The organism is Phyllobacterium sp. SYP-B3895 (genome assembly GCF_009647635.1).
Classification (GTDB): domain Bacteria; phylum Pseudomonadota; class Alphaproteobacteria; order Rhizobiales; family Rhizobiaceae; genus Phyllobacterium; species Phyllobacterium pellucidum.
This window is the reverse complement of sequence record NZ_WJIG01000002.1, coordinates 1,013,487-1,039,491: the sequence shown is the minus strand read 5'-3', so window position 1 is coordinate 1,039,491 and position 26,005 is coordinate 1,013,487. Positions and strand designations below refer to the sequence as shown.

The following is a 26,005-nucleotide window of genomic DNA, read 5'->3' as shown; positions in this document are numbered from 1 at the left end:
GCGTGATGCTTCTTTCCAGACATTTCTTTGCAATGCGATGAAATGTCTTGGTTTTCCCGAATGTCAAAAATCCGGACAAAATAAAAGGCCGGGAAAACCCGACCTTCTCAAATTCATCTCGCAACCAGTGCCAGTACATCCGTGGTCAAAGACCGCAGAGACGAATTATCTTTAGGCAGCCTGCAGCTGATCAGCTGTCATCTTGCCGGACTTGTTGTCACGGACCAGCTGGAAGCTGATCTTCTGACCGTCGTTGAGGCTGCGCATACCTGCGCGCTCAACTGCGGAGATGTGAACGAACACGTCTGCCGAACCATCATCCGGCTGAATGAAGCCGAAGCCCTTTGTGGAATTGAACCACTTTACTGTTCCAGTGCTCATGATGAACCCTTTCAATGAAAATATTTCTACCCTCGGCACGACGCGCCAAGCAGTTTTTTAGCTCGATTTTTGAAGAAGGATTTTTTCAGAGCGCCTAGTGGCGCAATAAAAGGACTGACAAACTACCAAATACCGATGGGACTTATATAAACACCAGGCTTTATTTCGTCAATGCCACAACCCAATAAAATATTTGCGTGTAATATAACGAATTGCCTCGGTCCTTCAGATACCCATTTCTATTTGAAAATATTTATCGCCGCCTTCAAAGGACGGAGAACGGCCGTCCGTCCATGCGAACCCGGATTGAGCTCAAGAATGGGATCATCTCGCCTTTGCCTTGCGCACAGTCTTCGATTTCGTCGCGGGAGCGCGCGTGGAGACTTCCGTCTGTTCCGCAGCTTCCTTCGCAAGGCGTAATGCCTTGAGACGCGCGGTCTTGTTTTCCCATTTTGCGGTTTCATCGTTGATAATGGCGGTCGCGGCAAGCGTTGTCGCCAGATTCTTCTGCTCGGAAGGACTTAGAACGGGTTTTGGCTTTACGCCCACCGCGGGTATTTGTTTAGGACTATGTTTCATCGTGCCTCGCTTTACTCTGCTACAAGCTTCGCACGTGACGCCGCTGAAGTCTATCGCGCCGGGGTCTGGCGTCCCGGTTTCCAGCCACGCGCAAAGCCATAAGACAGGGCGAGCGAGGCGTATTCGATCTCGCGCAGAAGGAACTCGCGTTCGGAAAGCAGCGCGGCAATCGTCGCCCGAGCATCGCCCTGATGGTAGGCCAACGCCTCATCGATTTCATCCTCCGGTTGCCGGGATATCGCGTTCATCAGAATCTCCTTTTCAAAGAGATTGCCACAACCTGGCCTATATGAAAAGGAATTTGTTCCTGTTTTGTTCGCGCGCGGAGCCTCGGTGGTGAACGTGGGTTAGCAGACCGATCGGTTGTGTTGCGGCTACTCCAGATACGTAGCAAATGCCCTTGCGCGGTTGCAGATTGGTTCGCTACGGCGCACTCGGACGTTCGGTTGATGAGTCAAGAACTGGTAATGTCGGCTGGTCAACGCACAGACGCAATTACCACGCCGCCGCCAGCTGCTTCACTCTCGGTAAAATGCGGTTCGGACCGCGCAAAGGCGCTGCCAACCAGCCAAATGACCACGAGGAAGATCAGGGTCGCTGCACACAAAAGTATAAGGCCGACCACGGAAACCGGCCTGTGCTCATGCTCTGGCATAAAGGATCCATCGACTAAGGTTGTACAATGATGAGATACAACCAGAAATTGCAAATAAAACGTGTTCAGCAGTTCGTTGAGCGTATCGGCGTGGGATTCTGGCGGAAGGTTCGACGCAACGCTACTAACATATGATCGCTGCAGCACATATTGGCCGCTTCTAATCCCTTTGGATTAATGTAGCGGAACATTCATGGAACAATAGGTTGCCGGATTTCGCCGCGGGCATAGATGAAGGTTCGTGATCTTGATGGACCGCGCTTCGCGCTAATTCACCCCGCGCACTTTAATATTTGTCAAAGCGTGTTACATTATGTTCAACGTTAATTGAAAAAGCGTCCTGCTGCGTCCTTCAAGGTTCGCGCGGCGCTCAAAGGAAAATATCTTGAAAGACCCCGAAACGGGCGCGGGCAACGCGCCGCACGGAGGGGCGTCTGGCGGTGGCACGGTGCTGAATGGCAGCACAGGTCACCCCAAGAATGGGCCCGGGCCTCACGGGGATTCTGCGCTCGATGCGCGGAACGACCAGCCTGATTCCCAGGAAGGACGCTTCGACAAGAACCCCAGGAAACGAGCACGCCGTCGCAGGCGCGGCAAGTCGAAACAGGCGGCTGTTTCGAGTGCACCTTCGCTTGCGCCAACGCCTGTTTCAGTTTCCACCGGCGAAACGCCTGCCGCTGCCACCAAGCATGGAAAGAATCGCCGGCCCAATCGTTTTCGCAGGCGTGGCCGGGCCGGTGTAAAGCCGCCAGCGTCTGCAACGCCGGCGCCCGCGACCGTTTCTGCAAACGCATCGGCAACACCGCAACAGCAGTCGTCTCGGCAAGACTTCCGCTTTTCTGGGCCCCTTTACGCTGCGCTCGATCTCGGCACGAACAATTGCCGCCTTCTCGTTGCCTCGCCAACGCGTCCCGGGCAATTCCGTGTCGTTGATGCATTCTCCCGCATCGTGCGGCTTGGCGAGGGACTTGGCGCCAGCGGACGGCTCGGCGACAGCGCCATGAACCGCGCCATCGAGGCATTGAAGATTTGCCGCGACAAGCTCGAGAATCACGATGTTCGCAAGGCGCGGCTTATCGCGACCGAGGCATGCCGTCAGGCAGAAAACGGTCCGGAATTTCTGGGGCGGGTCAAGGACGAGACCGGGCTTGAACTCGAGATCATCAACCGGCAGACTGAAGCACGCCTTGCCGTGTCCGGGTGCGGCACCCTGGTCGAGCGCGAGACCGATGCTGTCGTCCTCTTCGATATTGGCGGTGGCTCATCCGAAATCGCGCTGATCGATCTCACCGAGCGCCGGTCGCCGCGTCTTGCCGAGCACATCATCGCCTGGACGTCGCTTCCGGTCGGGGTGGTAACGCTTGCCGAACGCTTCGGCGGGCGCGACGTGACGACGGACAATTTCGCCGTCATGGTCAACCACGTTGCCGAGCTGCTCAATGATTTCTCCGAGCGGCATAAGCTCGGCGATCTCGTCAAGAGCCAGAATTTTCATCTTCTCGGCACGTCCGGCACCGTCACGACGCTGGCTGGCATCCATCTCGGTCTTGAACGCTACGACCGGCGCCGCATCGACGGCATCTGGATGGAGAACAACGACGTAACGGAAATGACGAGCAAGCTCCTCTCCTGGAGCTTTGACCAGCGCGTCGCCAATCCCTGCATCGGGGCTGACCGCGCCGATCTCGTTCTGGCCGGCTGCGCCATTCTCGACGCCATTCGCAATGTCTGGCCGAGCCAGAAGCTGCGTGTGGCCGACCGGGGTTTGCGCGAAGGTATCCTGACTGAACTCATGTCGCGCGATGGTGCGTGGCGCAATCGCTGGCACCGGAGTGCACATGGCTAAGACAACAACGGGCGGGCGCGGCGGCACGGGAACGCGCGGCCTTCATACCAAGATCAAGAAGAAGGCGGGGACGATCAAGGAATCGTCGCGCCGCTGGCTGGAAAGGCACATCAACGATCCTTACGTGCAACGATCAAAGCAGGACGGCTATCGCTCGCGCGCGGCCTACAAGCTCATCGAGATCAACGACCGCTACAAGATCCTGAAGAAGGGCCAGCGGATCATCGATCTTGGCGCTGCCCCGGGCGGCTGGAGCCAGATCGCCGCGTCGATTGTCGGATCGCCCGACGAGCAACCGACCGTCGTTGGCATCGATTATTTGCACGTCGATCCCCTGCCGGGCGTCACGCTTCTCGAGATGGACTTCCTGGACGATGCTGCACCGGACAAACTGATGGAAGCGCTCGGCGGCCAGCCGGATATCGTGCTCTCCGACATGGCGGCACCGACTACAGGTCACCGCCGCACCGACCATATCCGCACCACGCACCTTTGCGAGGTGGCGGCCGATTTTGCCGTTGCGGTGCTGCGGCCCGGCGGACATTTCTTGACGAAGACGTTCCAGGGCGGCACGGAAAACGAATTGCTGGCTTTGCTGAAGAAAAACTTCAAATCCGTCCATCATGTCAAGCCGCCGGCGTCGCGCGCCGAGTCTGTCGAACTCTATCTGCTGGCACGCGATTTCAAGGGATGATGCCAATAGCCTGACTTGGAAATAACCAGGAAACCGCTATATTCTGTCTTGGAGTGAGGGGTGAGCTTTCGCCCGCCCCACCTTTCCTTATCTAATGAAATGAACCCGGATGCAGACTTGCCAGCCGATCCGGGTTCTTTTCATTGTAAGGGTGAAACTCCCAAAGCACCTTTTTAGCGTTCTCCTACTCTGCAGCAGCCGGCACTTTCACCATTGGCCGGTGGCCGGAAACCTCGGCGCCTGCATCGGCTCGCAATCCCCGGAACGACAGGCAGGCGAAGCTCGATACTGCCGCGACGATGAAGAACGCGATGTGAAAATCGGAGAGTTGCAACGGGCCGCCATGCATCTTGGTCGAAACTTCGAGGATGCCGCCCGCAACTGCAACGCCGAGCGCAATGGAGATTTGCTGGGCGACCGAGCTGATCGGCGTTGCAAGGCTCGTCTGTTCGTTCGGGATGTCCGCATAGGCGAGCGCATTGGTGCCGGTGAAGAACAGCGAGCGGAAGAAGCCGCCGGCAAGAAGGACGAGGATCATCAGCACATAGGGCGTTTCCGGGGTGAAGAAGCCATTGACGGCGATGAACGCTGCGGCGACCACCGAGCCGTACATCAATGAGTTGCGGAAGCCGGTCTTCCTGTAAAACCATTTCGTCACCAGCTTCATGCTCATTGCTCCCGCGGCAGAGACGAAGGTGATGAGACCGGATTGAAACGGTGTCATGCCGAAGCCGATCTGGAACATCAGCGGCAGCAGGAACGGCACCGCGCCGACGCCTATTCGAAACAGACTTCCGCCGACGATCGATGCCCGGAACACCTGATTCTTGAAGAGATCGAGCGAGAGAAGTGGCTCCGGCGTCTTTCGCGCGTGAAGCAGGTAAAGGACCGCGGAAACAATCCCGAGCGCCAGCGTCGAAAAACCTACCCACGAGGGGAGCGCAGGCAGGCTCACGACGGAAAGACCGAAGACAATGCCGGAGGCGGCGATGCCACTCAGGAAAAATCCGGGAACATCGAGCGGCCGCTGGATGAGGGTTTCGATCGCCGGAAGATAGCGCGTGGCGAACCAGATGCCGATAATGCCGATCGGAACGTTGATCAGGAAGATCCAGTGCCAGCTGAAATAGGTCGTCAGAAACCCTCCGACCGGTGGACCGAGCAAGGGCCCTATGAGCGCGGGCATGGTGAGCCAGGCCATCGCACCGACAAGTTCGCTGCGCGGCGTCGAGCGGACGAGAACGAGGCGGCCGACCGGCGTCATCATTGCGCCGCCGACACCCTGAAAAAATCGAGACACAACGAAGGCAAACAGTGATCCCGATGCGGCACAGGCAATGGAGCCGAGGACAAAGACGACGATCGCCGCGCGAAACACGTTCTTTGCTCCGAAGCGATCGGCCATCCAGCCGCTGACGGGGATGAACACGGCCAGTGAAACGAGATAAGCGGTCAGGGCGAGTTTCAGCGCAATAGGGCTCGTACCGATATCCGCAGCAATTGCCGGAAGCGATGTCGAGATAACGGTGGAATCCATTTGCTCCATGAACAGAGCGACGGCAAGGACGAGGGGAACTATGCGGTTCACGATGTTTCCAGTTCTCACAACCGAGAAAACAGGAGGCAGGGCCCGATACGCAGGACTCAGTTGCTCTTGATGAAAGCTCCGATAGCACCCGCTGTTCCAGCGCTCAAGCCGCGATCAAAGAGATGTGATCCGGCAACGCCGTCTTGTGATCGATTTGCCATGGCCGCAAGGACGACGGCTTCGCATGCCGGTGTAAGCTTGGCTGTTGAACGAATACACAGGAGAGGCGTCATGCAAAGTTTCGAGATTTCCCGCCGCGACTTGCTCGTGGCCTCCACAGCAGCCATCGGAGGTTTCACGATGCCGCAATTGATTGCCGAGTCCGCCATGGCCGCCGTGCCCCAGTCGGACACGCCGCCGCCAGGCTTCAAGCGGTTCAAGCTTGGCGAGTACGAAATCACCACCGTCCTCGACGGGCTGCGCCCCGGTGACGGACCCTATCCGACCTTCGGCGCCAACCAGACGCAGGAAGCCGTCTCGCAATTGATGCGGGCAAACTTCCTGCCGGAGACGAAATTCGTCAACGGCTTCTCGCCCGTGCTGATCAATACCGGGTCGGACCTTATCCTGTTTGATACGGGCTTCGGGGCGGCCGGACGGGAAAATGGCCTCGGCAGGCTCGAGACCAACATGAAGGCCGCCGGCTATACGCCCGACCAGGTCAGCGTCGTTGTTCTCACCCATATGCATGGCGACCACATCAACGGTCTCATCAACGGCGACACGCCGGCATTTCCCAATGCCAGCATCGTTGCCGGCGAGCTCGAATATTCGTTCTGGACCGACCCGGCCCGCATGGGAACGCCAGCAGAAAACGGTGCGAAGGCCGTGGCCGCCAAGGTCAAGCCGCTTGCCGAAAAGACCAAGTTTATCAAGGCTGGCGATCCTGTTGCCGCCGGCATCACCAGCGAAGCCGCTTATGGACACACGCCAGGTCATATGATCTTCCACATTGAATCTGGCGGAAAACACCTCGTCATTACGGGCGACACGGCCAATCATTACGTCGCCTCGTTGCAGCGGCCGGATTGGGAGGTCGCCTTCGACACGGACAAGGCCATGGGGGCTGCAACCCGCAAGAAGGTCTTCGATATGATCGCGACCGACCGATTGCCTTTCATCGGCTACCACATGCCGTTCCCCTCGGTCGGCTTCGCCGAGAAACAGGAAGGCGGCTATCGCTTCGTTCCCGTCACCTATCAATTCGACGTCTGATCGTCGGCGGCAATGCGAGCCGCCAACTGAACATCGCGCTCACAGCGTGGGTTTTGCCTCAAGATAGTGCGCCCGCAGCGCGGCGATAGACCACCTGTAGATCCGATGGCGATAAGTTGATCGCATCGGAATTGCGTTTGAGCCTTTTCAAACGGACATATCCGTGTTACCAGCCCGTGCCAATTCATCTGAACTGAACGTGATCGGCGCTCCACCCGTGTGGTGCGCCCTTTAGTCTTTTACCGCAAGGAATTGGTCCATGGCAAAAATCGTTGAATCCGCAACAGGCGCATTGGCACTGACATTTGACGATGTCCTGCTGCAACCCGGTCATTCCGAAGTCATGCCCGGTCAGACCGACATTCGCACCCGCATCGCTCCGGATATCGAACTCAATCTCCCGCTGCTTTCCGCCGCCATGGACACGGTTACCGAGTCGCGGCTCGCCATCGCCATGGCTCAGGCCGGCGGCATGGGCGTCATCCACCGCAACCTTTCCCCGGAACGACAGGCGGAGGAAGTTCGCCAGGTCAAGAAGTTCGAATCGGGCATGGTGGTCAATCCTGTCACGATCGGCCCTGATGCTACGCTCGCAGATGCACAGGCGCTGATGCGGTCGCACGGCATTTCCGGCATTCCCGTCGTCGAGAATGCGGGCGAGGGCAGTCGCAGGCCGGGCCGGCTCGTCGGCATTCTCACCAATCGCGACGTACGCTTTGCATCAAACCCTGCGCAAAAAATCCACGAACTGATGACGCGCGACAACCTCATCACCGTGCGCGAGAACGTGCAGCAGGACGAGGCGAAGCGCCTCCTGCATCAGCACCGCATTGAAAAGCTGCTGGTCGTCGACGATCGCGGCCACTGCGTCGGACTGGTTACGGTCAAGGACATCGAGAAGTCGCAGCTCAACCCGAACGCCGCGAAGGACGCCCAGGGACGCCTGCGTGTGGCGGCCGCGTCGAGCGTCGGCGAAGACGGCTTTGAACGGGCTGAACGACTGATCGCGGCCGGTGTCGATGTTCTCGTCATCGATACCGCGCATGGCCATTCGCAGCGCGTTCTCGATGCGGTGACCCGCGCAAAGAAAATGTCGAATGCTGTTCGCATCATCGCCGGTAACGTTGCGACCGCCGCTGGAACGCAAGCCCTCATCGACGCCGGCGCCGACGCCGTCAAGGTCGGCATCGGCCCTGGTTCGATCTGCACCACGCGCATCGTCGCCGGGGTCGGCGTGCCGCAGCTTTCGGCCATCATGTCGGCCGTCGAGGCAGCGCAGAAGGCAGATGTTCCGGTCATCGCCGACGGCGGCATCAAATATTCCGGCGATTTCGCCAAGGCGTTGGCGGCAGGCGCCTCAGCCGCCATGGCCGGCTCGGCTCTGGCGGGCACTGAAGAAAGCCCGGGCGAGGTCTATCTCTATCAGGGGCGTTCGTTCAAAGCCTATCGCGGCATGGGTTCCGTTGGAGCAATGGCCCGCGGTTCGGCCGATCGCTATTTCCAGGCTGAAGTGCGCGATGAATTGAAACTGGTGCCGGAAGGCATCGAGGGACAGGTCGCCTACAAGGGCCCGGTCGCGGGTGTCCTGCACCAATTGGCAGGAGGCTTACGTGCATCCATGGGTTATGTGGGTGCCAGGAACTTGGAAGAATTCCGCGAAAAGGCTACATTCGTGCGCATCACCAATGCCGGTTTGCGCGAGAGCCATACCCATGACGTCACGATCACACGTGAGAGCCCGAACTATCCGGGCGGCAACTGACAAATGGGCGGAAGGCGATGTCTGACAGCGCCCTCCGCGACCACTTTTCGGCCATGGCGCGCAACAGCGCCTGGTCCAACCATCGCCTGCTGACCGCCTGCGAGCAATTGACCGACGAGGAGTTCGCACAGAAGCGCACCAGCTTTTTCCCGTCGATCCAGCTTACGCTCAATCATAATCTGATCGTCGACCATATCTATATGGCCGACATGATCGGCAAGGGCCGGCAGAATGTGGGGATCGAAGGCGACGTGCCGTTTCCGAAGGCGAGCGATCTGAAGCGCGCCCAGGAAGAGTTCGACATTAGCCTCATCGAATTTTGCGATGGCTTGAGCCCAGAAGACCTCGACCGCGTTATTTCGATCACGTGGCGCACCGGCGACACCTCGCAGGAGCCGATCCGCCTCGTACTGTCGCACCTTTTCGTCCATCAGATCCATCATCGCGGTCAGGCCCACGCAATGCTTGCAGGGACGCAGGTGCCTCCGCCGCAGCTCGACGAATTCTTCCTCAACTACGATAAGCCGCGCCGTCAGGGCGAACTATTCACGCAGTGAGTCTGACTTGTATTACTGTTGATCGGGATCTCCTATTTTATACCCTTTTATACCAAGGAGAATATAGTGCCGCTCTATAGCAAGGACGATACGATTGATGAACTTGCGCGCCGGTATCAGGCGTCCATCAAAGCTCCCTCGAAGACCGAGGCGGTACGTCTGGCACTGCAACTCGCATTGCATGAGCAGAAGGGCAGACCCCTGCTTGCCGATATTGCCGCAAATTTCGCTCGCGAGCTGCGCCGTACCGGCCATCCGGAAAAGGGCCGGTCCGCCGACAAGGCGCTTCGCGATAGTCTCTACGAGTAAGCTGTGTTCGTCGACGCATCCGCCCTCGTGGCAATGATGACAGACGAAGATGATGCGCGTACTCTCGCAGCCCGCATGCAATTTGCTGCCAACCGAATAACGTCCCTACGGCAGCGTGGGAATGCGCAGTCAATACTGCGCGCATTCTCGATATTTCCCTTCCCGCAGCCACGTCCGCGGTCAGGGACTTTTTGGTGTTGATGGAAATCGAACTGGTACAGATCCCTCCTCAAGCCGCTTTCCTCGCACTTGAAGCTTATGACCGGTTCGGCAAGAACCGACATCCCGCCAATCTCAACTTTGGCGATTGTTTCGCTTATGCGTGCGCGCGTCACTAGGGCGTACCTTTGCTATACAAGGGCAACGACTTCACGAAGACCGATATCGCGGCTGGCTGAGCCCTCGCACACCTTCAGGGAATGATCTTCCTGTCGCGAAGGTCGCGGAAAACCCGCATGAACATTTCCTCGGTGTCCAAATATTCGTGGAAGCCGGCGCGTCTGAGTTTCGTCCCGTCCGCAAAGAAATCGTAGTTCCAGCTGAAAACGGCATCGCCGAAGCCCCATGACGAAACGTCCTCATAGGGCGTTTCAAAAAGGTTGTGCTTGTCGATCATCCGCTTCCAGAGATCCGCTTTGTCCGCCATCACGACCCCGAGCGCCATCGGAAGCGGCGGCGCAACCTCGAGGTCGAAGAATTTCGCGATCTTCGGCCACATCTCGCTCCAGCGGAAAAGGTCGCCATTGTTGATGTTGAAGGCCTGGTTGCCACATTGCGGGTTTGTCGCGATGAATACGGTTGCCCGCGCCAGAAGACCGGCGTCAGTCATTTCTATAAGGCTGTCATAGGAGCCGGGCTTGCCGGGGAAGCGCAAAGGTATGCCAAGTTCCCTTGACATCGATGCATACACGGCGATCACCGAAGCGAGGTTCATCGGGTTGCGCAAGGCAAAGCCGATCACCACGGATGGACGGAGCGCCGACCACGTCCAGGTCTTGCCCCTTTGCAGGGCTTCGAGAAAATCCTGCTGATCGATGTTGAACTCCGGCGGCATGTGATTGGCGTCGGTTTCCCGCGCCGGCGTCTTGAATGGCCCAAGATGCGCGCCGTAGACCTTGTATCCCTGCATGAGGCTGATGTGCTTAAGACGCGGTGCGATGGGCTCGATGGCATTGACCACATTGACCAACATAGCGAGATTGGGCGGCACGAGCTCGGCCCAACTCGGCCTGTCCTGGTAGGCCGCGTAAAAAATGTGGGTTGCGTCGGCAAGGCCCGCGAGTTTGTCCCTCGTATCATTGATGTCAAGCAAATCGACGGCGATGTGGGTGAGCTTGCCTGCCGCCTTTCCGCCGCGACGTGAAAGTCCAACGATCTCCCAGTCGCCGAGTTCAACCAGATGGGCGATGAGATTGCCGCCAATGATCCCGTTGGCCCCGACGACAACCGCCTTCTTCCGTTCCGATTCCATTGTGCCTCCTTGATCTGCTGCGAAGGCTAAGATGATTTATATGTTTCAAATTATGTAGACGCACGATATTTATAACAATCATAAGTGAAGGTTTGAGGCTGGCATGGATCGTTTTGCGGCTATGAAGACGTTCGTTCGGGTTGCGGAGCTGGGCACGCTCTCGGCGGCGGCGCGTGAACTTGGTCTGACCCAGCCCGCCGTGAGCCAGCAGGTCATGGGGTTGGAGCGACACCTGAATGCGCAATTGCTGCATCGATCCACCCGCAGGGTGGCCTTGACGGAAGCCGGCGAGGCCTACTACCGGGAGGCGCGTGCGATCCTGCAATCCGTCGACGAGGCGGAGGAGAGCGTGGCAGCGGCAACGATCGGCCTGCGCGGCAACCTCCGGGCGCATGGTCCGGTCGGCTTCGGCCAGATGCATCTTTCCGCGGCCGTCATCGAATTTCAGCGGCTGCATCCGGACCTTGTGATCGAACTTGTCCTTGACGACCGCATCGCCGACGTAATCGCCGAAGGGGTCGACGTCGCCATCCGGCTTGGCGAACTCAAATCGTCCGGGCTGATTGCCCGCAAGCTTGCAACGTTCGAGCGCATTCTCGTGGCTTCGCCTGGCTATCTTGCCGAACATGGTACGCCGCAATCGCCGGACGATCTCATTCATCATCGGCATATCCGTTTCGCGTGGACGCCGCTCGGGGAAGCGATCCCGCTGATTGGGCCGGCTGGGCCTGTCACTGTCCCGGTTCGCTCGACCTTTCTTGCCAACAACGCCTTCGTGCTCAACGACGCGCTTTGCGCCGGTCTCGGCATTGGCGGAGCACAGGTGCCGCTCGTCAAGGCGCATCTCGATAGCGGCCGCTTGATACGGGTGCTTCCCGGCTATGCCTACGCGCCGCTCGATATCCACGCTGTCTACGCGACCTCCCGCTTCGTCCCACGCAGGGTCCGCGCGTTCATCGATCATCTTTCGACTTATATGGCGAGGATTGAAGGCTTGCGCATGATCCACAAGCCTGACTAGAACGTATTCAACAATGGAGGGCTATGGATGTCACAGACCGCAATTTTCTGGCCGATGATCGCACTGACCTTTCTGATCTGCTGCGTTTACGCCGTGGTATTTCTGCGCCGGCGCGAGGCCGTAATCAGCGGTCAGGCGAGGCCGTCGGACTTCAGGCTGCCGCTTAACGAGCCGGAAGCAAGCGTCAAGGCAATTCGCAATCTGATCAATCTCTACGAACTGCCGGTTCTCTTCTACGTCGTTTGCCTGTCGCTCTATGTCGTCAACGGCGCGAATATTCTTGCAGTGGTTCTCGCCTGGCTTTTCGTCGCCTCGCGCGTCGCGCATTCGATCGTGCACATCACGTCCAACCGCCTGAGGCTGCGGCAGCCGCTTTTCATGCTCGGGTTTATTCTAAACGGTGCACTGTGGGTGATGCTGGCGCTGCATCTCGCATTGCCGCCCGTCGCATAGGTCCTCCCGATCACACTACCATCATCCTCGGGCTCTCGACCTGAGGATCCATGTTCGCCTGATGACGCTAGTGGGGCACTATGCGGCGAGCGTCTTCAATTCGTCCGCCGAGATGGCGAGTTGCCTGCCGCAATCGACGATCGTCGCGGCGAGCGCCTCGAAATCATCGCGCCGCTCGCTCTGCTTGCGCCAGATCAGGCCGATATCTCGCGCAGGTTCAGGATCGGCGAAAGCCACAATCCGCACATTGTTGCGCGTTGCTTCCGTGCGGACGGCAATTTCCGGTATCAGCGTCAGCCCCATGCCATGGCTTACCATCTGCAACAGCGTCGCCATGCTCGTCGCGCCGTAGTTGACGAGTTGCCGCCGCTTCACATTGGTGCAGACCGCGAGCGCCTGATCGCGCAGGCAATGGCCTTCCTCTAAAAGCAGCAGGCGTTCGACGGCGACATCCTCCTGGGTCATCGGCGAGGTCAGGACATCGATATCGTTGGTCGAGGTCGCGACGAGAAAACGGTCGCGAAACAGCGGCCGGGCGATCGTCCCTTCCGATTCGATCGGCAAGGCGGCGACCAGCGCATCAAGATCGCCGAGACGCAAATCCTCGACGAGCTTGGAAGTGACCGCTTCGCGCAATTCGATTGACAGCTCGGGATAAGCCTCATGCAACGCGGGGACGAGCAGCGGCAGGAGATAGGGCGCAATTGTCGGTATGATGCCGAGCCGTAGCTGACCCTTGAGGATGCCGCGCTTTTGCGCTGCAAGCTCTTCGAGTGAACGGATCTCATCGAGAATCGTGCGGATGCGCGGCAGAAGCCGCTTTCCCATGTCGGTGAGGACAACGCTTCTGCGGGTCCGCTCGAACAGCCCCGCACCGAGCCGCATCTCCATCTCCGCGATCTGGGCCGAAAGCGCCGGCTGGGAAATACGCGCCATTTCCGCAGCCTTGCGGAAGTGGAGCGTGGTGGCCAGGATCTCGAAATAGCGCATTTGCCGGACCGAAAACATAATAAGCAAATCCTATCAATAATTATTCTAAATACAATTGGAAACTATGATTAGAATGGTTCTATGGTGCGCGCGGATGCGGCAGCGCCGCACCGTGGGATTCTTTTTTCAACATGAAGATTTTAGGGAGAGGCCAATGGCTGATCGTCCGACATTGACAACAACTGCCGGTGCGCCGGTTTCCGATAACCAGAACAGCATCACCGCCGGCGAACGCGGCCCGGTGCTGATGCAGGATTACCAGCTTCTCGAAAAGCTTGCGCATCAGAACCGCGAGCGCATTCCCGAGCGCGTCGTGCACGCCAAGGGCTGGGGCGCCTTCGGTACCCTGAAGATCACCGGCGATATTTCCCGCTACACCAAGGCGAAGGCGTTGCAGCCGGGCGCCGAAACGCCATTGCTCCTGCGCTTCTCGACCGTTGCCGGCGAGCTCGGCGCGGCTGATGCCGAGCGCGACGTGCGCGGCTTTGCCATCAAGTTCTATACAAGCGAAGGCAATTGGGACCTCGTCGGCAACAACACGCCGGTCTTCTTCGTGCGCGATCCGTTGAAGTTCCCCGACTTCATTCACACGCAGAAGCGCCATCCGCGCACCAACATGCGCTCGACGACTGCCATGTGGGACTTCTGGTCGCTTTCGCCGGAAAGCCTGCATCAGGTAACGATACTGATGTCGGATCGCGGTCTGCCCGTGGCCCCGATGTACATGAATGGCTACGGTTCGCACACCTATTCATTCTGGAACGACCAGGGCGAGCGGTTCTGGGTCAAGTTCCACTTCAAGACCCAGCAGGGCCACAAGTTCTACACCAATGCCGAGGCTGAAGGCCTGATCGGCAAGACCCGCGAATCCTATCAGGAAGAGCTTTTTGGCGGCATCGAGCGCGGACAGTTCCCGAAATGGACTGTTCAGGTCCAGGTCATGACGGAAGCCGAGGCCGAGAGGACCTCCTATAACCCCTTCGACTTGACCAAGGTCTGGCCGCACGGCGAATTCCCGCCGATCGAGATCGGCGTCATGGAACTCAACCGCAACGCCGACAACTATTTTGCCGAGATCGAACAAGCGGCCTTCTCGCCGTCGAATATCGTTCCTGGCATTGGCCATTCGCCCGACAAGATGCTGCAGGCCCGCGTGTTCTCCTATGCGGATGCCCATCGCTATCGCCTCGGCACGCATTACGAAGCGCTCCCGGTCAATGCACCGAAATGCCCGGTCCATCACTACCACAAGGATGGCCCGATGAATTTCTTCGGCCAGAAGACCGGCAATGTCGATGCATACTACGAGCCGAACAGCTTCTCCGGAGCCGTCGAACAGCCCGCCGCGAAGGAACCGCCGCTGCCCCTGTCGGGCGCTGCCGATCGATATAACCATCGCATCGGCAATGACGACTATGGTCAGGTCGCGGCGCTGTTCGGCCTGTTCGATGTTGGCCAGAGGTCGCGTCTTTTCTCCAACATCGCCGCAGCGATGGAGGGCGTTCCGGGCGCGATCGTCGAGCGTCAGCTGGCACATTTCAAGCGCGTTCATCCGGACTACGAGGCAGGTGTCCGCGCCGCGCTGAAGGAAGCGCATGGCTATGAAGCGAGCTCGATCTCGCAGGAAGAAAAGTCCGAAGCGGCCGAATAATTACGCTGCATCGATCTGAACCGAGAAAAGCCGGGGCAACACGCTCCGGCTTTTCTTTATTGCCGCGGCCATGTATGCGACAGGGAAGACAGAAAAAGGAATGCACATGCGACTTGGCGGACGCCTGCAGGCGGCAATCGAAGTTTTGGACGATATCGAGAACCGCAAGCGGCCGGCCTCCGATACCTTGAAGGATTGGGGCCTGTCTCATCGTTTCGCCGGCGCCGGCGACCGCGCGGTCATCGGCAATATCGTCTATGACGCCCTGCGCCGTAAGCTCTCTTTGGGCTGGCGCATGGATAGCGATGCCGCCCGCCATATCGCCTTCGGGGTGCTGCTTTCCGATGCCGAACTCGACATGGAAGAGATCAATGCAGCGCTGGACGGCGACAAGTTTGCTCCCGCGCCGCTCGAAGCTGAGCGCCGCTCGATCTGGGAAGCGCGTGACCTTGCCTCGGCGCCTGACAACATCCGTGCCGATGTTCCGGAATGGTGTGTGCCGCATTTCGAGGCGATATTCGGCGATCGTTGGGTGAGGGAGGCGGCAGCTCTCAGCGACCGTCCGCCCGTGGACCTGCGCGTCAACACGCTGAAGGCCGACCGCGACAAGGTCCTGAAGGAACTGGCGCGGGCCGGCGCCAGCGCTGCGCCGCTGCTCGAAACCGCGGTGCGCGTCCCGCCTTTGCGGGCCATGGGGCGCCATCCCAACGTGCAAGCCGAGCCGGCCTTCCAGCGCGGGCTCTTCGAGGTGCAGGATCTGGGCTCGCAGATTGCGGCAAAGCTCAGCGATGCCAAGCCCGGCGAGCAGGTGCTCGACTATTGCGCCGGGGCGGGCGGCAAGACACTCGCGCTCGCCGCTGAAATGGGCAACAAGGGACAGATCCATGCCTATGACGCCGAGCGCCAACGGCTCGCGCCGATCTTCGACCGACTGAGGCGGGCAGGGGTGCGCAACGCGCAGGCCCACGCAAATGTCGAAGACCTCGCGGTGCTCGAGGGGCAGATAGATCTGGTTCTCGTCGATGCGCCGTGCACGGGTTCGGGAACGTGGCGCCGGCGGCCCGATGCGAAGTGGCGCCTCAGCGACCAGCAGCTTGAGCGCCGCGAAGTCGAACAGCGCGAGGTGCTCGACGCCGCCAAGGCCTATGTCAAGCCGGGGGGCAGGCTCGTCTATATCACCTGTTCCCTGTTCGCGCCGGAAAACGGCAACCAGGTCGATGCTTTCTTGAGCAGCAACCCAGCCTATGAACGCGTCGACACAAAGCCACTATGGGACCGAGCGGTCAGCGAGGCCAAGGATCTTTCCCCGCTTTTCAAGGACGGAACAGCAATCCTTTCGCCGCTCGCGACCTCGACGGACGGGTTCTTCATTTCAGTTCTCAGACGGGAAAAATAACGTTACAAAAGCCGCAAGGCACGTCCTCCAGCAGAAGGTTCGAGCATGTCCCGTTCCATGGCGCTTCTCTTGTTTCTCGTGTTGGTTATCGGCGGTGGGCTCGCCATAGGCTACATCACGCTGCCCGGTGAATGGTATGCGGGTCTGGTGAAACCCTCGTTCAACCCGCCGAACTGGATCTTCGCTCCGGTCTGGACAATTCTCTACATATTGATCGCCATTGCCGGCTGGCGGGTCTGGGATTACGGCCTGCCATGGCCGCAGCAATTCTGGTGGGCTCAACTCGTTCTGAACTTCCTTTGGTCGCCGACATTTTTCGGCTTCCAGCAGATGGGATTGGCGCTGATCGTCATCAGCCTGTTGCTCGTCGCCATCATCGGTTTCATAAAGGTGACATGGGAGCCGGACAGAAGTTCCGCGCTGCTTTTCCTGCCCTATCTCGCCTGGGTGGCGTTCGCGACACTTCTCAACGCATCGTTGTGGATGCTCAATGCAACAGGATGACATGTACGCTTACCTGACGCCGATCGCCGGAAAAAACGTCGTCTTCGCCATGGCTGTCGATGCCGAATATGGTCCGCATCTGCGAAGGCTGTTTACCCCGATGATAACCGGGGTTGGTCCGGTCGAGGCGGCGGTGAGCGTCGCAGCAACGCTTGCCAGCCTCGCTGCCAACCGCGCGCTCCCCGATCTTGTCGTTTCGCTTGGCTCGGCGGGTTCGCGCACGCTCGAACAGGTCGAAATCTACCAGGTGACGAACGTCAGCTACCGCGATATGGATGCCTCCCCGCTGGGGTTCAAGAAAGGCGCGACGCCCTTCCTCGACCTGCCGGCTGTTGTTCCGCTGCTGCATCGCATTCCGGGCGTCAAGGAGGCTTCCCTGTCGACCGGCGCCAACATCGTCTCCGGCGAGGCCTATGACGGCGTCCACGCCGAAATGGTCGACATGGAGACGTTCGCCGTGCTGCGGGCCTGCCAGCGTTTCGGACTGCCGCTCATCGGCCTGCGCGGTATTTCCGACGGCAAGGAGGAACTGCGTCATCTCAATGACTGGAAGGAATATCTCCATGTCATCGACGAGAAGCTTGCCCTTGCGGTCGAGGCGATGGGCGCGGCGTTGGCAGACGGGCGCATTGCTGTCTGAGTTTTAATATCAGAAATTTATTGATACTATTTAGTGATACTATTATATGAATTTAAGCACCAAGCATAAAGCGACTCTCGCCGCAGTTTATGCCGATCCTGTTCGGGCCCAGCTTCCGTGGCGGGATATCGAGGCGTTGTTTATCGCGTGCGGAGCCGAGGTGAGCGAGGGCCATGGCTCTCGCGTTCGGGTAGCACTTCGCGGAGTTCGCGCCGTTTTCCATCGGCCGCACCCGCAAAAGGAAACCGATAAGGGCGCGGTTAAAGCTGTAAGGCGCTTCCTGAACGAGGCGGAGGTAAGGCCATGACGATGATGCATTACAAAGGCTACGAAGCCGTCATAGATTTTGATGAGGAAGCGGACCTGTTCCACGGCGAAATCATCAACCTTCGCGACGTCATTACATTTCAGGGTTCGTCGGCATCCGAACTCAAGACGGCATTGGCGGCTTCGATAGAAGATTATCTCGCCTTCTGCGCTGAGCGCGGCGAAGAGCCGGAAAAGCCATTCTCCGGCCAATTCGTGGTGCGCACCGAGCCGAGCCTGCACAAGGCCATCTCAGGCGCTGCCCGGAGAGCCGGAGTGAGCCTCAACAAGTGGGTTGTGGCGACACTCGAACGCTCGATCCGGTAGGAATTGAGTGAGTTACTTGAATCAAAATCGCAAGCTCTTCACCTCTTCCCTAAACAACTGGAATCACTTTTTCAGTGCGGCGCGGTAACCCATTGCACCGACTCGACATTTGCTTTAAAGGCCCGCCATGAACACTCCCGTGCACGCAGATACAGTCCTCATCGTCGATTTCGGCAGCCAGGTTACACAGCTGATCGCCCGCCGCGTGCGCGAGGCCGGCGTCTATTCCGAGATAGTTCCCTTCCAGTCCGCCGGCGAGGCTTTCCACCGCATCCGTCCCAAGGCTGTGATCCTTTCCGGCAGCCCGCACTCGACCGTGGACATCGGCAGCCCGCGCGCGCCGCAGGACGTTTTCGATGCGAACATTCCGGTCCTCGGAATCTGCTATGGCGAGCAGACCATGTGCGCCCAGCTTGGCGGCAAGGTCGAGGGCGGCCACCACCGGGAATTTGGTCGCGCCTTCCTCGATATCCAGGAAGAGTGCGCGCTGTTCGAAGGCGTCTGGGCCAAGGGCACGCGCCACCAGGTATGGATGAGCCATGGCGACCGCGTGGTTGAAATCCCCGAAGGCTTCAAGGTCGTCGGCACATCGACCGGCGCGCCCTTTGCCGCGATTGCCGACGAGGCGCGCAAATACTATGCCGTCCAGTTCCACCCGGAGGTCGTGCATACGCCGGATGGCGCCAAGCTTCTCGAAAACTTCGTCCATCGCATTGCCGGTATCGAGGGCGACTGGACGATGTCGGCCTATCGCGAGCAGGCCGTCAATGCCATCCGCAAGCAGGTGGGCGACAAAAAGGTGATCTGCGCGCTTTCGGGCGGCGTCGACTCCTCCGTGGCCGCCCTTTTGATCCACGAAGCCGTCGGCGACCAGCTGACCTGCATCCTTGTGGATCATGGCCTGATGCGCAAGAACGAGGCCGCCGACGTCGTTCAGATGTTCCGCGAGCACTACAATCTGCCGCTCATTCTCGTCGACGCCTCGGAGCGCTTCATCAGTGCGCTCGAAGGCGAATCGGACCCTGAAAAGAAGCGCAAGACGATCGGCAGGCTTTTTATCGAAGTCTTTGAGGAAGAAGCCAAAAAGCTCGGCGGCGCCGATTTCCTCGCCCAAGGCACACTTTACCCGGACGTCATCGAAAGCGTCTCCTTCACCGGCGGTCCGTCGGTGACCATTAAGTCGCACCACAATGTCGGTGGTCTGCCCGACCGCATGAACATGAAACTGGTCGAGCCCTTGCGCGAACTCTTCAAGGATGAGGTGCGCGTGCTCGGCAAGGAACTTGGGCTGCCGGACCATTTCATCGGGCGCCACCCATTCCCGGGTCCGGGTCTTGCCATCCGCTGCCCGGGCGGTATCACGCGTGAAAAGCTCGAAATCCTACGCGAAGCCGACGCCGTCTACCTCGACGAAATCCGCAAAGCCGGTCTCTACGACGTGATCTGGCAGGCCTTCGCCGTCCTTCTGCCGGTGCAGACCGTCGGCGTCATGGGCGATGGGCGCACCTATGAGTTTGTCTGTGCGTTGCGCGCGGTTACCTCCGTCGATGGCATGACGGCGGATTTCTACCACTACGATATGGGCTTCCTCGGCCAAGCGGCGACGCGGATCATCAATGAAGTCAAGGGCATCAACCGCGTTGTCTATGACGTGACTTCAAAGCCGCCAGGCACGATCGAGTGGGAGTAGACTTTTCCCGCCGAGCCTCGCTCGTCTAAAAAATCTCGACCTTGTCGGTTTCCGAAAGCCCCGTTCGTCGTTTCTATGGATGGCCGATGACATCGGCTCAAACAAGGAGACAGACGATGCGTGTGATGGTTTTGGTAAAGGCGACCGAAGACAGCGAAAAGGGGCTTCTTCCCAAGACCGAGATGTTCGAGGCCATGGGCAGGTATAATGACGAACTGACCAAGGCGGGAATCTTGCGCGACGCCGATGGGCTCAAGCCGTCCTCGCAGGGCAAGCGCGTTGCGTTCGATGGCGCGAACCGCACGGTTATCGACGGTCCCTTCACCGCACCGCGCGAACTGGTCGCCGGCTTCTGGCTCTGGGACGTCAAGGATATGGACGAAGCGGTTGCATGGGTGAAGCGCTGCCCCAACCCCATGCCGGGCCCCAGCGAGATAGAAATCCGTCCGCTATATGAGATGGCCGATTTTCAATGACGAGCAGACGGTGGTCGTAGGTTGAGCGCGTCCTCACTTTAACATGGTGTGTTGCGACCCCCGGGATCTCGCCGGGGGGGTATGGGTTTGCAAACGCGAGGCCAAGCGAAAGCCTTTTCGGCGTCGGTCACGACCGACACTGCGTCGCCGATAGCCGCATGGCTTCAACCACCATCTATATTCGCTTCAAATGCGCTTCAACTTATAAATTAGTGTTGACTAATGAATTAGCATTCACTAATGTATTCTCATGCTCGAGGCTGCTCCCATCACCAACGTCATGCGTACGCTCGCCGATCCAACCCGGCGCGCCGTGTTCGAGCGGATCGTTCGAACCGATGAAATCACGGTGGTAGAGCTGACGCGGGGAAGCGGCGTGACGCAGGGCGCCATATCGCAGCACCTGAAGTCGCTGAAACGTGCCGGCCTGGTTGCCGAACGGCCCGAGGGGCGCAACGTCTATTATCGCGCCAGGCCCGAAGGGCTGGAGCCGCTGTTCGACTGGATGAACCACTACGGCGTCTTCTGGCGGGAGCGTTTTGCCAATCTTCGCAGTCTTCTCAAGGAGATCGATCCATGAACGAAGCCGCATTAAACGCCGATACACACGACATCGTCGTCGACGAGGTCTTCCCGCATGCGCCGGAGACGATCTGGAAAACGCTGACCACCGGCGCATTGATCGGCCGCTGGATGATGGCGGCCAAGGATTTTGAACCCGTGAAGGGCAACCGCTTCACCTATCAGACCACACCGGCGGGAGAGTGGGACGGCACCATTCACTGCGAAGTGCTCGAGGCGATACCCAATCAACGCTTCGCCTATGCCTGGAAAGGCGGTCACGAGAGCAACACCGGCTATGGCTCGCGCCTCGACACGATCGTAACATTCGTCCTGAAACCGGTCGAAAACGGCACGCGGCTCACGCTGACCCATTCCGGCTTCATCGCGCCGAAGAACGATACAGCGTTCAGGAGCATGAGCGAAGGCTGGAGAAAGATTATCCCTCGTATCGGCGATGTCGCCGACGAAACGAACTAACTTCCCGATCCTGACATAACCATCTTTGGAGGAAACTCATGAGCAAGCCCTATACCGGCGGCTGCGCCTGCGGCGCCGTTCGCTATGAAATCGCGGCTGAACCCGTATTCTCTAACGATTGCCAATGCCGCGACTGCCAAAGGCGCAGCGGCACCGGACACGGATCCTATATGACCTTTGCCGGCGCGAACCCGAAACTCAGCGGCGAGGCGAAGCTGTGGGCGCTTGCCGGCGACAGTGCCAACATCAAGTCGCACGCCTTTTGCCCGACCTGCGGATCGCCGGTCTATCTGACCTTCGCTACCATGCCGGAACTCTTTACCATCCATGCGGCAAGTCTCGACGATCCGAACCGCTACGTACCGCAGGTCGTGACCTACGCCATGCGCGCGCTAACCTGGGATCATGTCGATCCGGCCCTGCCAAAGTTCGACAAGATGCCGCCGGACATGTGATCTCGTTCCCTATTCTGGCCGGATGGTTGCGGTTCGCATGGCGACCGCCAGTGCGACGAGCGCCAGAATCGCAGCAGCCGCGAAGGTCACCTGCATGCCTGCGATGATCGCATCTGCAGGTGCTGCCGCGATATCAAGCGCCGAGGATGCCCGGGCAAAAACCGCCCCCATCACCGATGCGCCGGTGATCAGGCCAAGATTGCGGGAGAGGCTGAGCATGCCCGAGATAACGCCGCGCTGGTCGGCGGCGACGTCCTTCATGGTCGCGGTATTGTTGGCCGCCTGAAACAGGGCATAGCCCGGCGTGAGGATGGCGATGGCGGTTACGTAGCCGGCAATGCCGAACGTCGCCGGCATCAGGCAAAGCGCAAGTGAACCCGCCACCATAAGGGAGAGGCCGGCAATAATGATGGTGCGCGTGCCGCGACGATCGACCATGCGCCCCGCCGGCACGCCGCTCAAGGCTGAGATGATCGGCCCGCCCGACATGACAATGCCAACGAGGGCGGCGCTCAGCCCAAGCCCGCGCGCCAGGTAGAAGGGGCCGACGACCAGCGTCGTCATCATGACGGTCGAGACGAGCCCGTTCATGGCAAGGCTGCCGCTCAAAACCCGGCTGCGCAGTATCGCCAGCCGAACCAGAGGAGATTTCGTCCATTTCTCCACAAGCACAAAAAGCATGCCCGCCACAACCGCAAGCCCGATCAGGCCTGCGCTGAAGCCGCCGAATCGGCCTCGACCAATCGTCATCGCCAGGGCATAGGCGGCAAGTGTCACCGCCAGCAGCAAGGTGCCCGGCATGTCGAAGCCGGTGCGGGTTGAAAGGCCTTTGCGGCTTTCGCCCGGCAGATAGCGATAGGCTAGAACGAAGTTGCCAACGCCGAGCGGCACCATCACCAGAAAGATCGCGCGCCAGCCAGCGCCGGCGATCAACACGCCGCCGAGCGAAGGACCGAGCGCCGTTCCGATTGCCGACATCGTTCCGAGCAAGCCCATTGCGCTGCCGATCCTTTCCTTCGGAATCGTTTCGCCAACAAATGCGATGCTGAGCGACATCAGGATAGCCGCTCCAAGCCCCTGCGCCGTGCGGGAGGCAACCAGCATCCACAATGTGGGGGCCGCGGCGCATAAGGCGGAGGCAAGGGTGAACAGCAGGATTCCGGCGAGGAGCACCTGCCGATGGCCGACAACGTCCCCGAGGCGTCCCACGCTTACGATGCAAACCGTGACGGCAAGAAGATAGGCGAGGATGATCCATTGCACGTGCTGGAATGGCGCGGAGAATGCCTGCGCCAGCGTCGGTAACGCGACGTTGGCGATGCTGACGCCAAGGGCGGAAAGCAGCGTCGAGAGTGCAAGCGCGGTGAGCGTCAACCGAGCGGATACCTCCTTGCTTCCGGCTGCCGGTTCCGTTCGATCAATCGCCATCTGGTCCATCCTTGGGCTCCTTGCCACTTCGCCCGGTAGGCTAAGCGCTTGCGACAGATGGCGGAAGACGCAGCATTTGCACTTCAATCGTGCGTTTGACGCCATATCTTGAAGTCCTTATTGTTGTGACATGACGCCGCCCGACCTGAACCTGCTCGTTACGCTCGATGTGCTCCTAGCGGAGGGCAGCGTCGCGCGCGCCGCCAAACGCCTGAGACTGAGCCCATCGGCGATGAGCAGGGCGCTCGCGCGTCTGCGCGAGACGACTGGCGACCCGCTCCTTGTCCGTGCCGGGCGTGGTCTAGTCCCGACACCGCGTGCGCTTGAACTGCGCGAGCGGGTGGGTCCACTCGTGGAGGATGTGCGGGCCGTTCTGCGCCCGCAGGAATCACTCGACCTCAGGGGCCTCAAGCGAAGCTTTACCTTGCGCACAAGCGACGGCTTCGTCGAAACGTTCGGGCCGCAACTGATGGCACGGGTCGGCACAGAAGCGCCGGGTATACGCCTGCGTTTTGTGCAGAAAGCCGACAGGGAAAGTGCCCCTCTTCGCGACGGCGGCGTCGATCTGGAAACGGGCGTCGTCGGCAAGGCGACGAGCCCGGAATTGCGCATCCAGACGCTGTTCCGCGATCGGTTCGTCGGTGTGGTTCGCAAAGGCCACGCACTCGCCGCGGGCGAGGTGACCACCCGGCGCTACGTCGGGGGGCGGCATGTCAGTGTTTCGCTGCGCGGGCTCGACAGGGGACCTATCGACGAGGGCCTGGAATTGCTGGGGCTTGAACGAGAAATCGTGGTGACCGTCGGCGGGTTTGCGAGTGCGCTCGCGCTTGCCCGCGGTTCGGACCTGATCGCCAGCGTGCCAGAACGGCACACGAGCGCCTTGCGCGCTGGCATGCACAGCTTCCCGCTTCCGGTTTCGATGCCTGTCGTCACCGTTTCGCTGCTTTGGCATCCACGCCACGATGCCGATGCCGCGCACCGCTGGCTCCGAGGCTGCGTGCAGGAGGCCTGCGCCGAACAAACCGAGCATGAATAAACTGGCTCGCTTGACATTGAGATAAGTGTTTGCTTATCTCAATCCATGGAACAAATCGTTTTCAAGGCTCTTGCCGATCCCACGCGCCGGGCCATTTTTGAAAAGCTCGCAACCGCGCCGCAAAATGCCACCGAGTTGCGTCAAGGCTTCGGCATAACCCAGCCTGCCATGTCGCAGCATCTTTCGGTCCTGCGCGAAGCGCGGCTTCTGAAGGAGCGCCGCGAAGGGCGGTTCACCCAATATGAAGTCGAGCCCGATGGCCTTTTGATATTGGTCAACTGGCTCGCCAAATATCGCACCTATTGGCCTGATCGCGCTGCCGATCTGGCGGACCTGCTCAAGGAGATGGACCAGTGAATGAAGCCCCGTCACGTTCCGAGCCACAACTCGAGTTTAGCTTCGAATTCGAGGCCGACCCAGAAAAGGTGTGGAAGGCGATCAGCGTCGAAGCCTTTCGCAAGCGCTGGCTCCCCGATCAGAATGTGCTCGAGATCTTGCACGAAACGCAACGCGAACAACTTGAGTTGCTCATCGAGGAGACCGAGCCGCCGCACCACCAAGGCATCGTGACTTTCAGCATACGTGCAAATGGCCGTGGCGGTACCATTTTTGGAATCGTTCACCGGCGAACCATAGCCCGGGTGGCTGCTAACGACGCCATGCCAAGAATGCTGCTCGCCGCCTAATACTCAAAACATCAATCGGAAATCTGGAGGTTGCGCATGCGCGACACGATGCAACTCGTCCCCATGGTGGTGGAACAATCCTCTCGTGGAGAACGCTCATTCGATATCTATTCGCGCTTGCTGCGCGAGCGCATCGTTTTTCTGAACGGCGAGGTGAACGATGCCATGTCGGCAACGGTCTGCGCGCAGCTGCTTTTCCTCGAAGCGGAAAACCCCAAGCTACCCATCGCGCTCTACATCAATTCCTATGGCGGCGTGATCACCAGCGGGCTTGCCATGTACGACACCATGCAGTTCATCCGCGCGCCCGTACACACATTGTGCATGGGAACCGCACGATCGATGGGGTCTTTTCTTCTCATGGGCGGCGAGCCGGGGCACAGGGTTGCGTTGCCGAACGCCAGCCTACATGTCCATCAGCCGCTCGGAGGATTTCAGGGCCAAGCGTCCGATGTCCTGATCCATGCCGAGGAAATGGCGCAGGTCAAACATCGCATGATCACACTTTACGCCAAGCATTGCGGGCGAACCTACGAAGAGGTGGAACGGACACTCGACCGCGACAAGTTCATGAACGCCGAGCAGGCCGTGGAGTGGGGGTTGATCGACCGGGTGCTGACGTCACGAAACAATGACATGGAGGCGCGCTAGGGAGGGACGCTCCTCCCTGATCGGCCGATGGGTAGGAGCCGCTGGCTTGCCCTGTCGCATCAACAAATTTTGACCGACCGTGGCTCGCGTTAAACGTGCAAGCACTTTCAATTTTTTAAGGGGTATGAATCGGCCCTTGTTTGGCTATTGAGGAAGGCGTTATCTGGATTTCGAGGCCCGCCTTCGGCGGGAGACGC

General features: G+C 59.4%; 31 protein-coding genes. 23 read left to right on the top strand and 8 right to left on the bottom strand.

The window, feature by feature from the left end; translation table 11 throughout:
- Positions 1 to 171: 171 nt before the first annotated feature.
- The 4 genes from GF108_RS11520 to GF108_RS11505 form a co-directional block, all read right to left on the bottom strand.
- Positions 172 to 381: a cold-shock protein gene (locus tag GF108_RS11520; protein ID WP_027230165.1), complete on the bottom strand. Its 210-nt coding sequence runs from the start codon at positions 379 to 381 to the stop codon at positions 172 to 174.
- A 324-nt stretch (positions 382 to 705) separates the two neighbouring features.
- A complete protein-coding gene (locus GF108_RS11515) occupies positions 706 to 960 on the bottom strand; it encodes a hypothetical protein (RefSeq protein ID WP_174207676.1) in 255 nt (84 codons plus the stop codon).
- A 50-nt stretch (positions 961 to 1,010) separates the two neighbouring features.
- On the bottom strand, positions 1,011 to 1,208 hold the full coding sequence (locus GF108_RS11510) for a hypothetical protein (protein ID WP_027230164.1): 198 nt from the start codon (positions 1,206 to 1,208) through the stop codon (positions 1,011 to 1,013).
- Positions 1,209 to 1,438: 230 nt separating this feature from the next.
- Positions 1,439 to 1,615: a hypothetical protein gene (locus tag GF108_RS11505; protein WP_153668036.1), complete on the bottom strand. Its 177-nt coding sequence runs from the start codon at positions 1,613 to 1,615 to the stop codon at positions 1,439 to 1,441.
- A 385-nt stretch (positions 1,616 to 2,000) separates the two neighbouring features.
- Here GF108_RS11505 and GF108_RS11500 point away from each other — a divergent pair, with 385 nt between their 5' ends.
- Together GF108_RS11500 and GF108_RS11495 are read left to right on the top strand one after the other, a co-directional pair.
- A complete protein-coding gene (locus GF108_RS11500; RefSeq protein WP_153668035.1) occupies positions 2,001 to 3,461 on the top strand; it encodes a Ppx/GppA phosphatase family protein in 1,461 nt (486 codons plus the stop codon).
- Positions 3,454 to 4,155, top strand: a complete 702-nt coding sequence (locus tag GF108_RS11495) for an RlmE family RNA methyltransferase (RefSeq protein WP_091919559.1) — start codon at positions 3,454 to 3,456, stop codon at positions 4,153 to 4,155. Before GF108_RS11500 ends, GF108_RS11495 begins: the two co-directional genes overlap by 8 nt.
- Before the next feature lie 184 nt (positions 4,156 to 4,339).
- Here GF108_RS11495 and GF108_RS11490 read toward each other — a convergent pair whose 3' ends face one another.
- Entirely contained in the window at positions 4,340 to 5,743 is a 1,404-nt protein-coding gene (locus GF108_RS11490; RefSeq protein WP_370462136.1) for an MFS transporter, read from the bottom strand.
- Positions 5,744 to 5,974: 231 nt separating this feature from the next.
- Between GF108_RS11490 and GF108_RS11485 the strand changes: the two genes are divergently transcribed.
- From GF108_RS11485 to GF108_RS11470, 4 genes are all read left to right on the top strand, one after another.
- Positions 5,975 to 6,958 carry an MBL fold metallo-hydrolase gene (locus GF108_RS11485; RefSeq protein ID WP_153668034.1) on the top strand — a complete coding sequence of 328 codons (984 nt, stop codon included), beginning with the start codon at positions 5,975 to 5,977 and terminating at the stop codon, positions 6,956 to 6,958.
- A gap of 259 nt (positions 6,959 to 7,217) precedes the next feature.
- Positions 7,218 to 8,720 carry an IMP dehydrogenase gene (gene guaB / locus GF108_RS11480; RefSeq protein ID WP_091919557.1) on the top strand — a complete coding sequence of 501 codons (1,503 nt, stop codon included), beginning with the start codon at positions 7,218 to 7,220 and terminating at the stop codon, positions 8,718 to 8,720.
- Between the two features lie 17 nt (positions 8,721 to 8,737).
- A complete protein-coding gene (locus GF108_RS11475; protein WP_153668033.1) occupies positions 8,738 to 9,277 on the top strand; it encodes a DinB family protein in 540 nt (179 codons plus the stop codon).
- A gap of 66 nt (positions 9,278 to 9,343) precedes the next feature.
- Entirely contained in the window at positions 9,344 to 9,586 is a 243-nt protein-coding gene (locus GF108_RS11470; RefSeq protein ID WP_370462135.1) for a type II toxin-antitoxin system VapB family antitoxin, read from the top strand.
- A gap of 412 nt (positions 9,587 to 9,998) precedes the next feature.
- Here the strand turns inward: GF108_RS11470 and GF108_RS11465 are convergent, their stop codons facing one another.
- The gene (locus GF108_RS11465) at positions 9,999 to 11,057 is read right to left on the bottom strand and encodes an SDR family oxidoreductase (protein WP_153668031.1); all 1,059 of its coding nucleotides are present in this window, start codon (positions 11,055 to 11,057) and stop codon (positions 9,999 to 10,001) included.
- 121 nt (positions 11,058 to 11,178) lie between these two features.
- Between GF108_RS11465 and GF108_RS11460 the strand changes: the two genes are divergently transcribed.
- Together GF108_RS11460 and GF108_RS11455 are read left to right on the top strand one after the other, a co-directional pair.
- The gene (locus GF108_RS11460; RefSeq protein ID WP_210386064.1) at positions 11,179 to 12,078 is read left to right on the top strand and encodes a LysR family transcriptional regulator; all 900 of its coding nucleotides are present in this window, start codon (positions 11,179 to 11,181) and stop codon (positions 12,076 to 12,078) included.
- A gap of 27 nt (positions 12,079 to 12,105) precedes the next feature.
- Positions 12,106 to 12,531: an MAPEG family protein gene (locus GF108_RS11455; protein WP_153668029.1), complete on the top strand. Its 426-nt coding sequence runs from the start codon at positions 12,106 to 12,108 to the stop codon at positions 12,529 to 12,531.
- Positions 12,532 to 12,609: 78 nt separating this feature from the next.
- On the opposite strand, the gene GF108_RS11450 is transcribed toward GF108_RS11455, so the two are convergent.
- A complete protein-coding gene (locus tag GF108_RS11450) occupies positions 12,610 to 13,539 on the bottom strand; it encodes a hydrogen peroxide-inducible genes activator (RefSeq protein ID WP_153668028.1) in 930 nt (309 codons plus the stop codon).
- 136 nt (positions 13,540 to 13,675) lie between these two features.
- Between GF108_RS11450 and GF108_RS11445 the strand changes: the two genes are divergently transcribed.
- The 11 genes from GF108_RS11445 to GF108_RS11395 all read left to right on the top strand — a co-directional run bounded on the left by GF108_RS11445 (position 13,676) and on the right by GF108_RS11395 (position 22,007).
- Entirely contained in the window at positions 13,676 to 15,172 is a 1,497-nt protein-coding gene (locus tag GF108_RS11445) for a catalase (RefSeq protein ID WP_153668027.1), read from the top strand.
- A 106-nt stretch (positions 15,173 to 15,278) separates the two neighbouring features.
- The gene (locus GF108_RS11440) at positions 15,279 to 16,568 is read left to right on the top strand and encodes an RsmB/NOP family class I SAM-dependent RNA methyltransferase (RefSeq protein WP_153668265.1); all 1,290 of its coding nucleotides are present in this window, start codon (positions 15,279 to 15,281) and stop codon (positions 16,566 to 16,568) included.
- A 45-nt stretch (positions 16,569 to 16,613) separates the two neighbouring features.
- On the top strand, positions 16,614 to 17,072 hold the full coding sequence (locus tag GF108_RS11435) for a TspO/MBR family protein (protein WP_153668026.1): 459 nt from the start codon (positions 16,614 to 16,616) through the stop codon (positions 17,070 to 17,072).
- Positions 17,059 to 17,712 carry a 5'-methylthioadenosine/S-adenosylhomocysteine nucleosidase gene (locus tag GF108_RS11430; RefSeq protein WP_370462134.1) on the top strand — a complete coding sequence of 218 codons (654 nt, stop codon included), beginning with the start codon at positions 17,059 to 17,061 and terminating at the stop codon, positions 17,710 to 17,712. Before GF108_RS11435 ends, GF108_RS11430 begins: the two co-directional genes overlap by 14 nt.
- A 46-nt stretch (positions 17,713 to 17,758) precedes the next feature.
- Positions 17,759 to 18,019 (top strand): type II toxin-antitoxin system HicA family toxin, encoded by a 261-nt coding sequence (locus GF108_RS11425; RefSeq protein ID WP_091919542.1) that lies wholly within the window; start codon positions 17,759 to 17,761, stop codon positions 18,017 to 18,019.
- On the top strand, positions 18,016 to 18,345 hold the full coding sequence (locus tag GF108_RS11420) for a type II toxin-antitoxin system HicB family antitoxin (RefSeq protein ID WP_172982616.1): 330 nt from the start codon (positions 18,016 to 18,018) through the stop codon (positions 18,343 to 18,345). The genes GF108_RS11425 and GF108_RS11420 overlap by 4 nt, the downstream gene beginning before the upstream one ends.
- A 127-nt stretch (positions 18,346 to 18,472) precedes the next feature.
- On the top strand, positions 18,473 to 20,035 hold the full coding sequence (gene guaA / locus GF108_RS11415; protein ID WP_153668025.1) for a glutamine-hydrolyzing GMP synthase: 1,563 nt from the start codon (positions 18,473 to 18,475) through the stop codon (positions 20,033 to 20,035).
- 116 nt (positions 20,036 to 20,151) lie between these two features.
- On the top strand, positions 20,152 to 20,511 hold the full coding sequence (locus GF108_RS11410) for a YciI family protein (protein WP_153668024.1): 360 nt from the start codon (positions 20,152 to 20,154) through the stop codon (positions 20,509 to 20,511).
- Positions 20,512 to 20,761: 250 nt separating this feature from the next.
- Positions 20,762 to 21,091, top strand: a complete 330-nt coding sequence (locus GF108_RS11405) for a helix-turn-helix transcriptional regulator (protein ID WP_153668023.1) — start codon at positions 20,762 to 20,764, stop codon at positions 21,089 to 21,091.
- A complete protein-coding gene (locus GF108_RS11400; RefSeq protein ID WP_153668022.1) occupies positions 21,088 to 21,552 on the top strand; it encodes an SRPBCC domain-containing protein in 465 nt (154 codons plus the stop codon). Before GF108_RS11405 ends, GF108_RS11400 begins: the two co-directional genes overlap by 4 nt.
- Before the next feature lie 38 nt (positions 21,553 to 21,590).
- Positions 21,591 to 22,007, top strand: a complete 417-nt coding sequence (locus GF108_RS11395) for a GFA family protein (protein ID WP_153668021.1) — start codon at positions 21,591 to 21,593, stop codon at positions 22,005 to 22,007.
- 9 nt (positions 22,008 to 22,016) lie between these two features.
- Here GF108_RS11395 and GF108_RS11390 read toward each other — a convergent pair whose 3' ends face one another.
- The gene (locus GF108_RS11390) at positions 22,017 to 23,444 is read right to left on the bottom strand and encodes an MFS transporter (protein ID WP_153668020.1); all 1,428 of its coding nucleotides are present in this window, start codon (positions 23,442 to 23,444) and stop codon (positions 22,017 to 22,019) included.
- Positions 23,445 to 23,565: 121 nt separating this feature from the next.
- Here GF108_RS11390 and GF108_RS11385 point away from each other — a divergent pair, with 121 nt between their 5' ends.
- The 4 genes from GF108_RS11385 to GF108_RS11370 are packed head-to-tail and all read left to right on the top strand — an operon-like array spanning position 23,566 to position 25,808.
- Complete coding sequence (locus GF108_RS11385; RefSeq protein WP_153668019.1) at positions 23,566 to 24,471, top strand: LysR family transcriptional regulator; 906 nt, start codon at positions 23,566 to 23,568, stop codon at positions 24,469 to 24,471.
- A gap of 45 nt (positions 24,472 to 24,516) precedes the next feature.
- On the top strand, positions 24,517 to 24,828 hold the full coding sequence (locus GF108_RS11380) for a helix-turn-helix transcriptional regulator (protein ID WP_153668018.1): 312 nt from the start codon (positions 24,517 to 24,519) through the stop codon (positions 24,826 to 24,828).
- Positions 24,825 to 25,157, top strand: coding sequence for a hypothetical protein (locus tag GF108_RS11375; protein WP_153668017.1), 333 nt, complete (start codon positions 24,825 to 24,827; stop codon positions 25,155 to 25,157). Before GF108_RS11380 ends, GF108_RS11375 begins: the two co-directional genes overlap by 4 nt.
- A 36-nt stretch (positions 25,158 to 25,193) precedes the next feature.
- Positions 25,194 to 25,808 carry an ATP-dependent Clp protease proteolytic subunit gene (locus GF108_RS11370; protein ID WP_091919517.1) on the top strand — a complete coding sequence of 205 codons (615 nt, stop codon included), beginning with the start codon at positions 25,194 to 25,196 and terminating at the stop codon, positions 25,806 to 25,808.
- Positions 25,809 to 26,005 lie beyond the last annotated feature (197 nt).

Bases quoted from the DNA above. Each gene is read 5' to 3' on its own strand.
- GF108_RS11465 (WP_153668031.1), bottom strand. From the start codon at position 11,057: ATGGAATCGGAACGGAAGAAGGCGGTTGTCGTCGGGGCCAACGGGATC.
- guaA (WP_153668025.1), top strand. From the start codon at position 18,473: ATGAACACTCCCGTGCACGCAGATACAGTCCTCATCGTCGATTTCGGC.
- GF108_RS11510 (WP_027230164.1), bottom strand. From the start codon at position 1,208: ATGAACGCGATATCCCGGCAACCGGAGGATGAAATCGATGAGGCGTTG.
- GF108_RS11450 (WP_153668028.1), bottom strand. From the start codon at position 13,539: ATGTTTTCGGTCCGGCAAATGCGCTATTTCGAGATCCTGGCCACCACG.
- GF108_RS11430 (WP_370462134.1), top strand. From the start codon at position 17,059: ATGCAACAGGATGACATGTACGCTTACCTGACGCCGATCGCCGGAAAA.
- GF108_RS11425 (WP_091919542.1), top strand. From the start codon at position 17,759: ATGAATTTAAGCACCAAGCATAAAGCGACTCTCGCCGCAGTTTATGCC.
- GF108_RS11390 (WP_153668020.1), bottom strand. From the start codon at position 23,444: ATGGACCAGATGGCGATTGATCGAACGGAACCGGCAGCCGGAAGCAAG.
- GF108_RS11385 (WP_153668019.1), top strand. From the start codon at position 23,566: ATGACGCCGCCCGACCTGAACCTGCTCGTTACGCTCGATGTGCTCCTA.
- GF108_RS11395 (WP_153668021.1), top strand. From the start codon at position 21,591: ATGAGCAAGCCCTATACCGGCGGCTGCGCCTGCGGCGCCGTTCGCTAT.
- GF108_RS11515 (WP_174207676.1), bottom strand. From the start codon at position 960: ATGAAACATAGTCCTAAACAAATACCCGCGGTGGGCGTAAAGCCAAAA.
- GF108_RS11455 (WP_153668029.1), top strand. From the start codon at position 12,106: ATGTCACAGACCGCAATTTTCTGGCCGATGATCGCACTGACCTTTCTG.
- GF108_RS11370 (WP_091919517.1), top strand. From the start codon at position 25,194: ATGCGCGACACGATGCAACTCGTCCCCATGGTGGTGGAACAATCCTCT.
- GF108_RS11445 (WP_153668027.1), top strand. From the start codon at position 13,676: ATGGCTGATCGTCCGACATTGACAACAACTGCCGGTGCGCCGGTTTCC.
- GF108_RS11410 (WP_153668024.1), top strand. From the start codon at position 20,152: ATGCGTGTGATGGTTTTGGTAAAGGCGACCGAAGACAGCGAAAAGGGG.
- GF108_RS11435 (WP_153668026.1), top strand. From the start codon at position 16,614: ATGTCCCGTTCCATGGCGCTTCTCTTGTTTCTCGTGTTGGTTATCGGC.
- GF108_RS11475 (WP_153668033.1), top strand. From the start codon at position 8,738: ATGTCTGACAGCGCCCTCCGCGACCACTTTTCGGCCATGGCGCGCAAC.
- GF108_RS11420 (WP_172982616.1), top strand. From the start codon at position 18,016: ATGACGATGATGCATTACAAAGGCTACGAAGCCGTCATAGATTTTGAT.
- GF108_RS11505 (WP_153668036.1), bottom strand. From the start codon at position 1,615: ATGCCAGAGCATGAGCACAGGCCGGTTTCCGTGGTCGGCCTTATACTT.
- GF108_RS11405 (WP_153668023.1), top strand. From the start codon at position 20,762: ATGCTCGAGGCTGCTCCCATCACCAACGTCATGCGTACGCTCGCCGAT.
- GF108_RS11380 (WP_153668018.1), top strand. From the start codon at position 24,517: ATGGAACAAATCGTTTTCAAGGCTCTTGCCGATCCCACGCGCCGGGCC.
- GF108_RS11440 (WP_153668265.1), top strand. From the start codon at position 15,279: ATGCGACTTGGCGGACGCCTGCAGGCGGCAATCGAAGTTTTGGACGAT.
- GF108_RS11485 (WP_153668034.1), top strand. From the start codon at position 5,975: ATGCAAAGTTTCGAGATTTCCCGCCGCGACTTGCTCGTGGCCTCCACA.
- guaB (WP_091919557.1), top strand. From the start codon at position 7,218: ATGGCAAAAATCGTTGAATCCGCAACAGGCGCATTGGCACTGACATTT.
- GF108_RS11520 (WP_027230165.1), bottom strand. From the start codon at position 381: ATGAGCACTGGAACAGTAAAGTGGTTCAATTCCACAAAGGGCTTCGGC.
- GF108_RS11400 (WP_153668022.1), top strand. From the start codon at position 21,088: ATGAACGAAGCCGCATTAAACGCCGATACACACGACATCGTCGTCGAC.
- GF108_RS11460 (WP_210386064.1), top strand. From the start codon at position 11,179: ATGAAGACGTTCGTTCGGGTTGCGGAGCTGGGCACGCTCTCGGCGGCG.
- GF108_RS11495 (WP_091919559.1), top strand. From the start codon at position 3,454: ATGGCTAAGACAACAACGGGCGGGCGCGGCGGCACGGGAACGCGCGGC.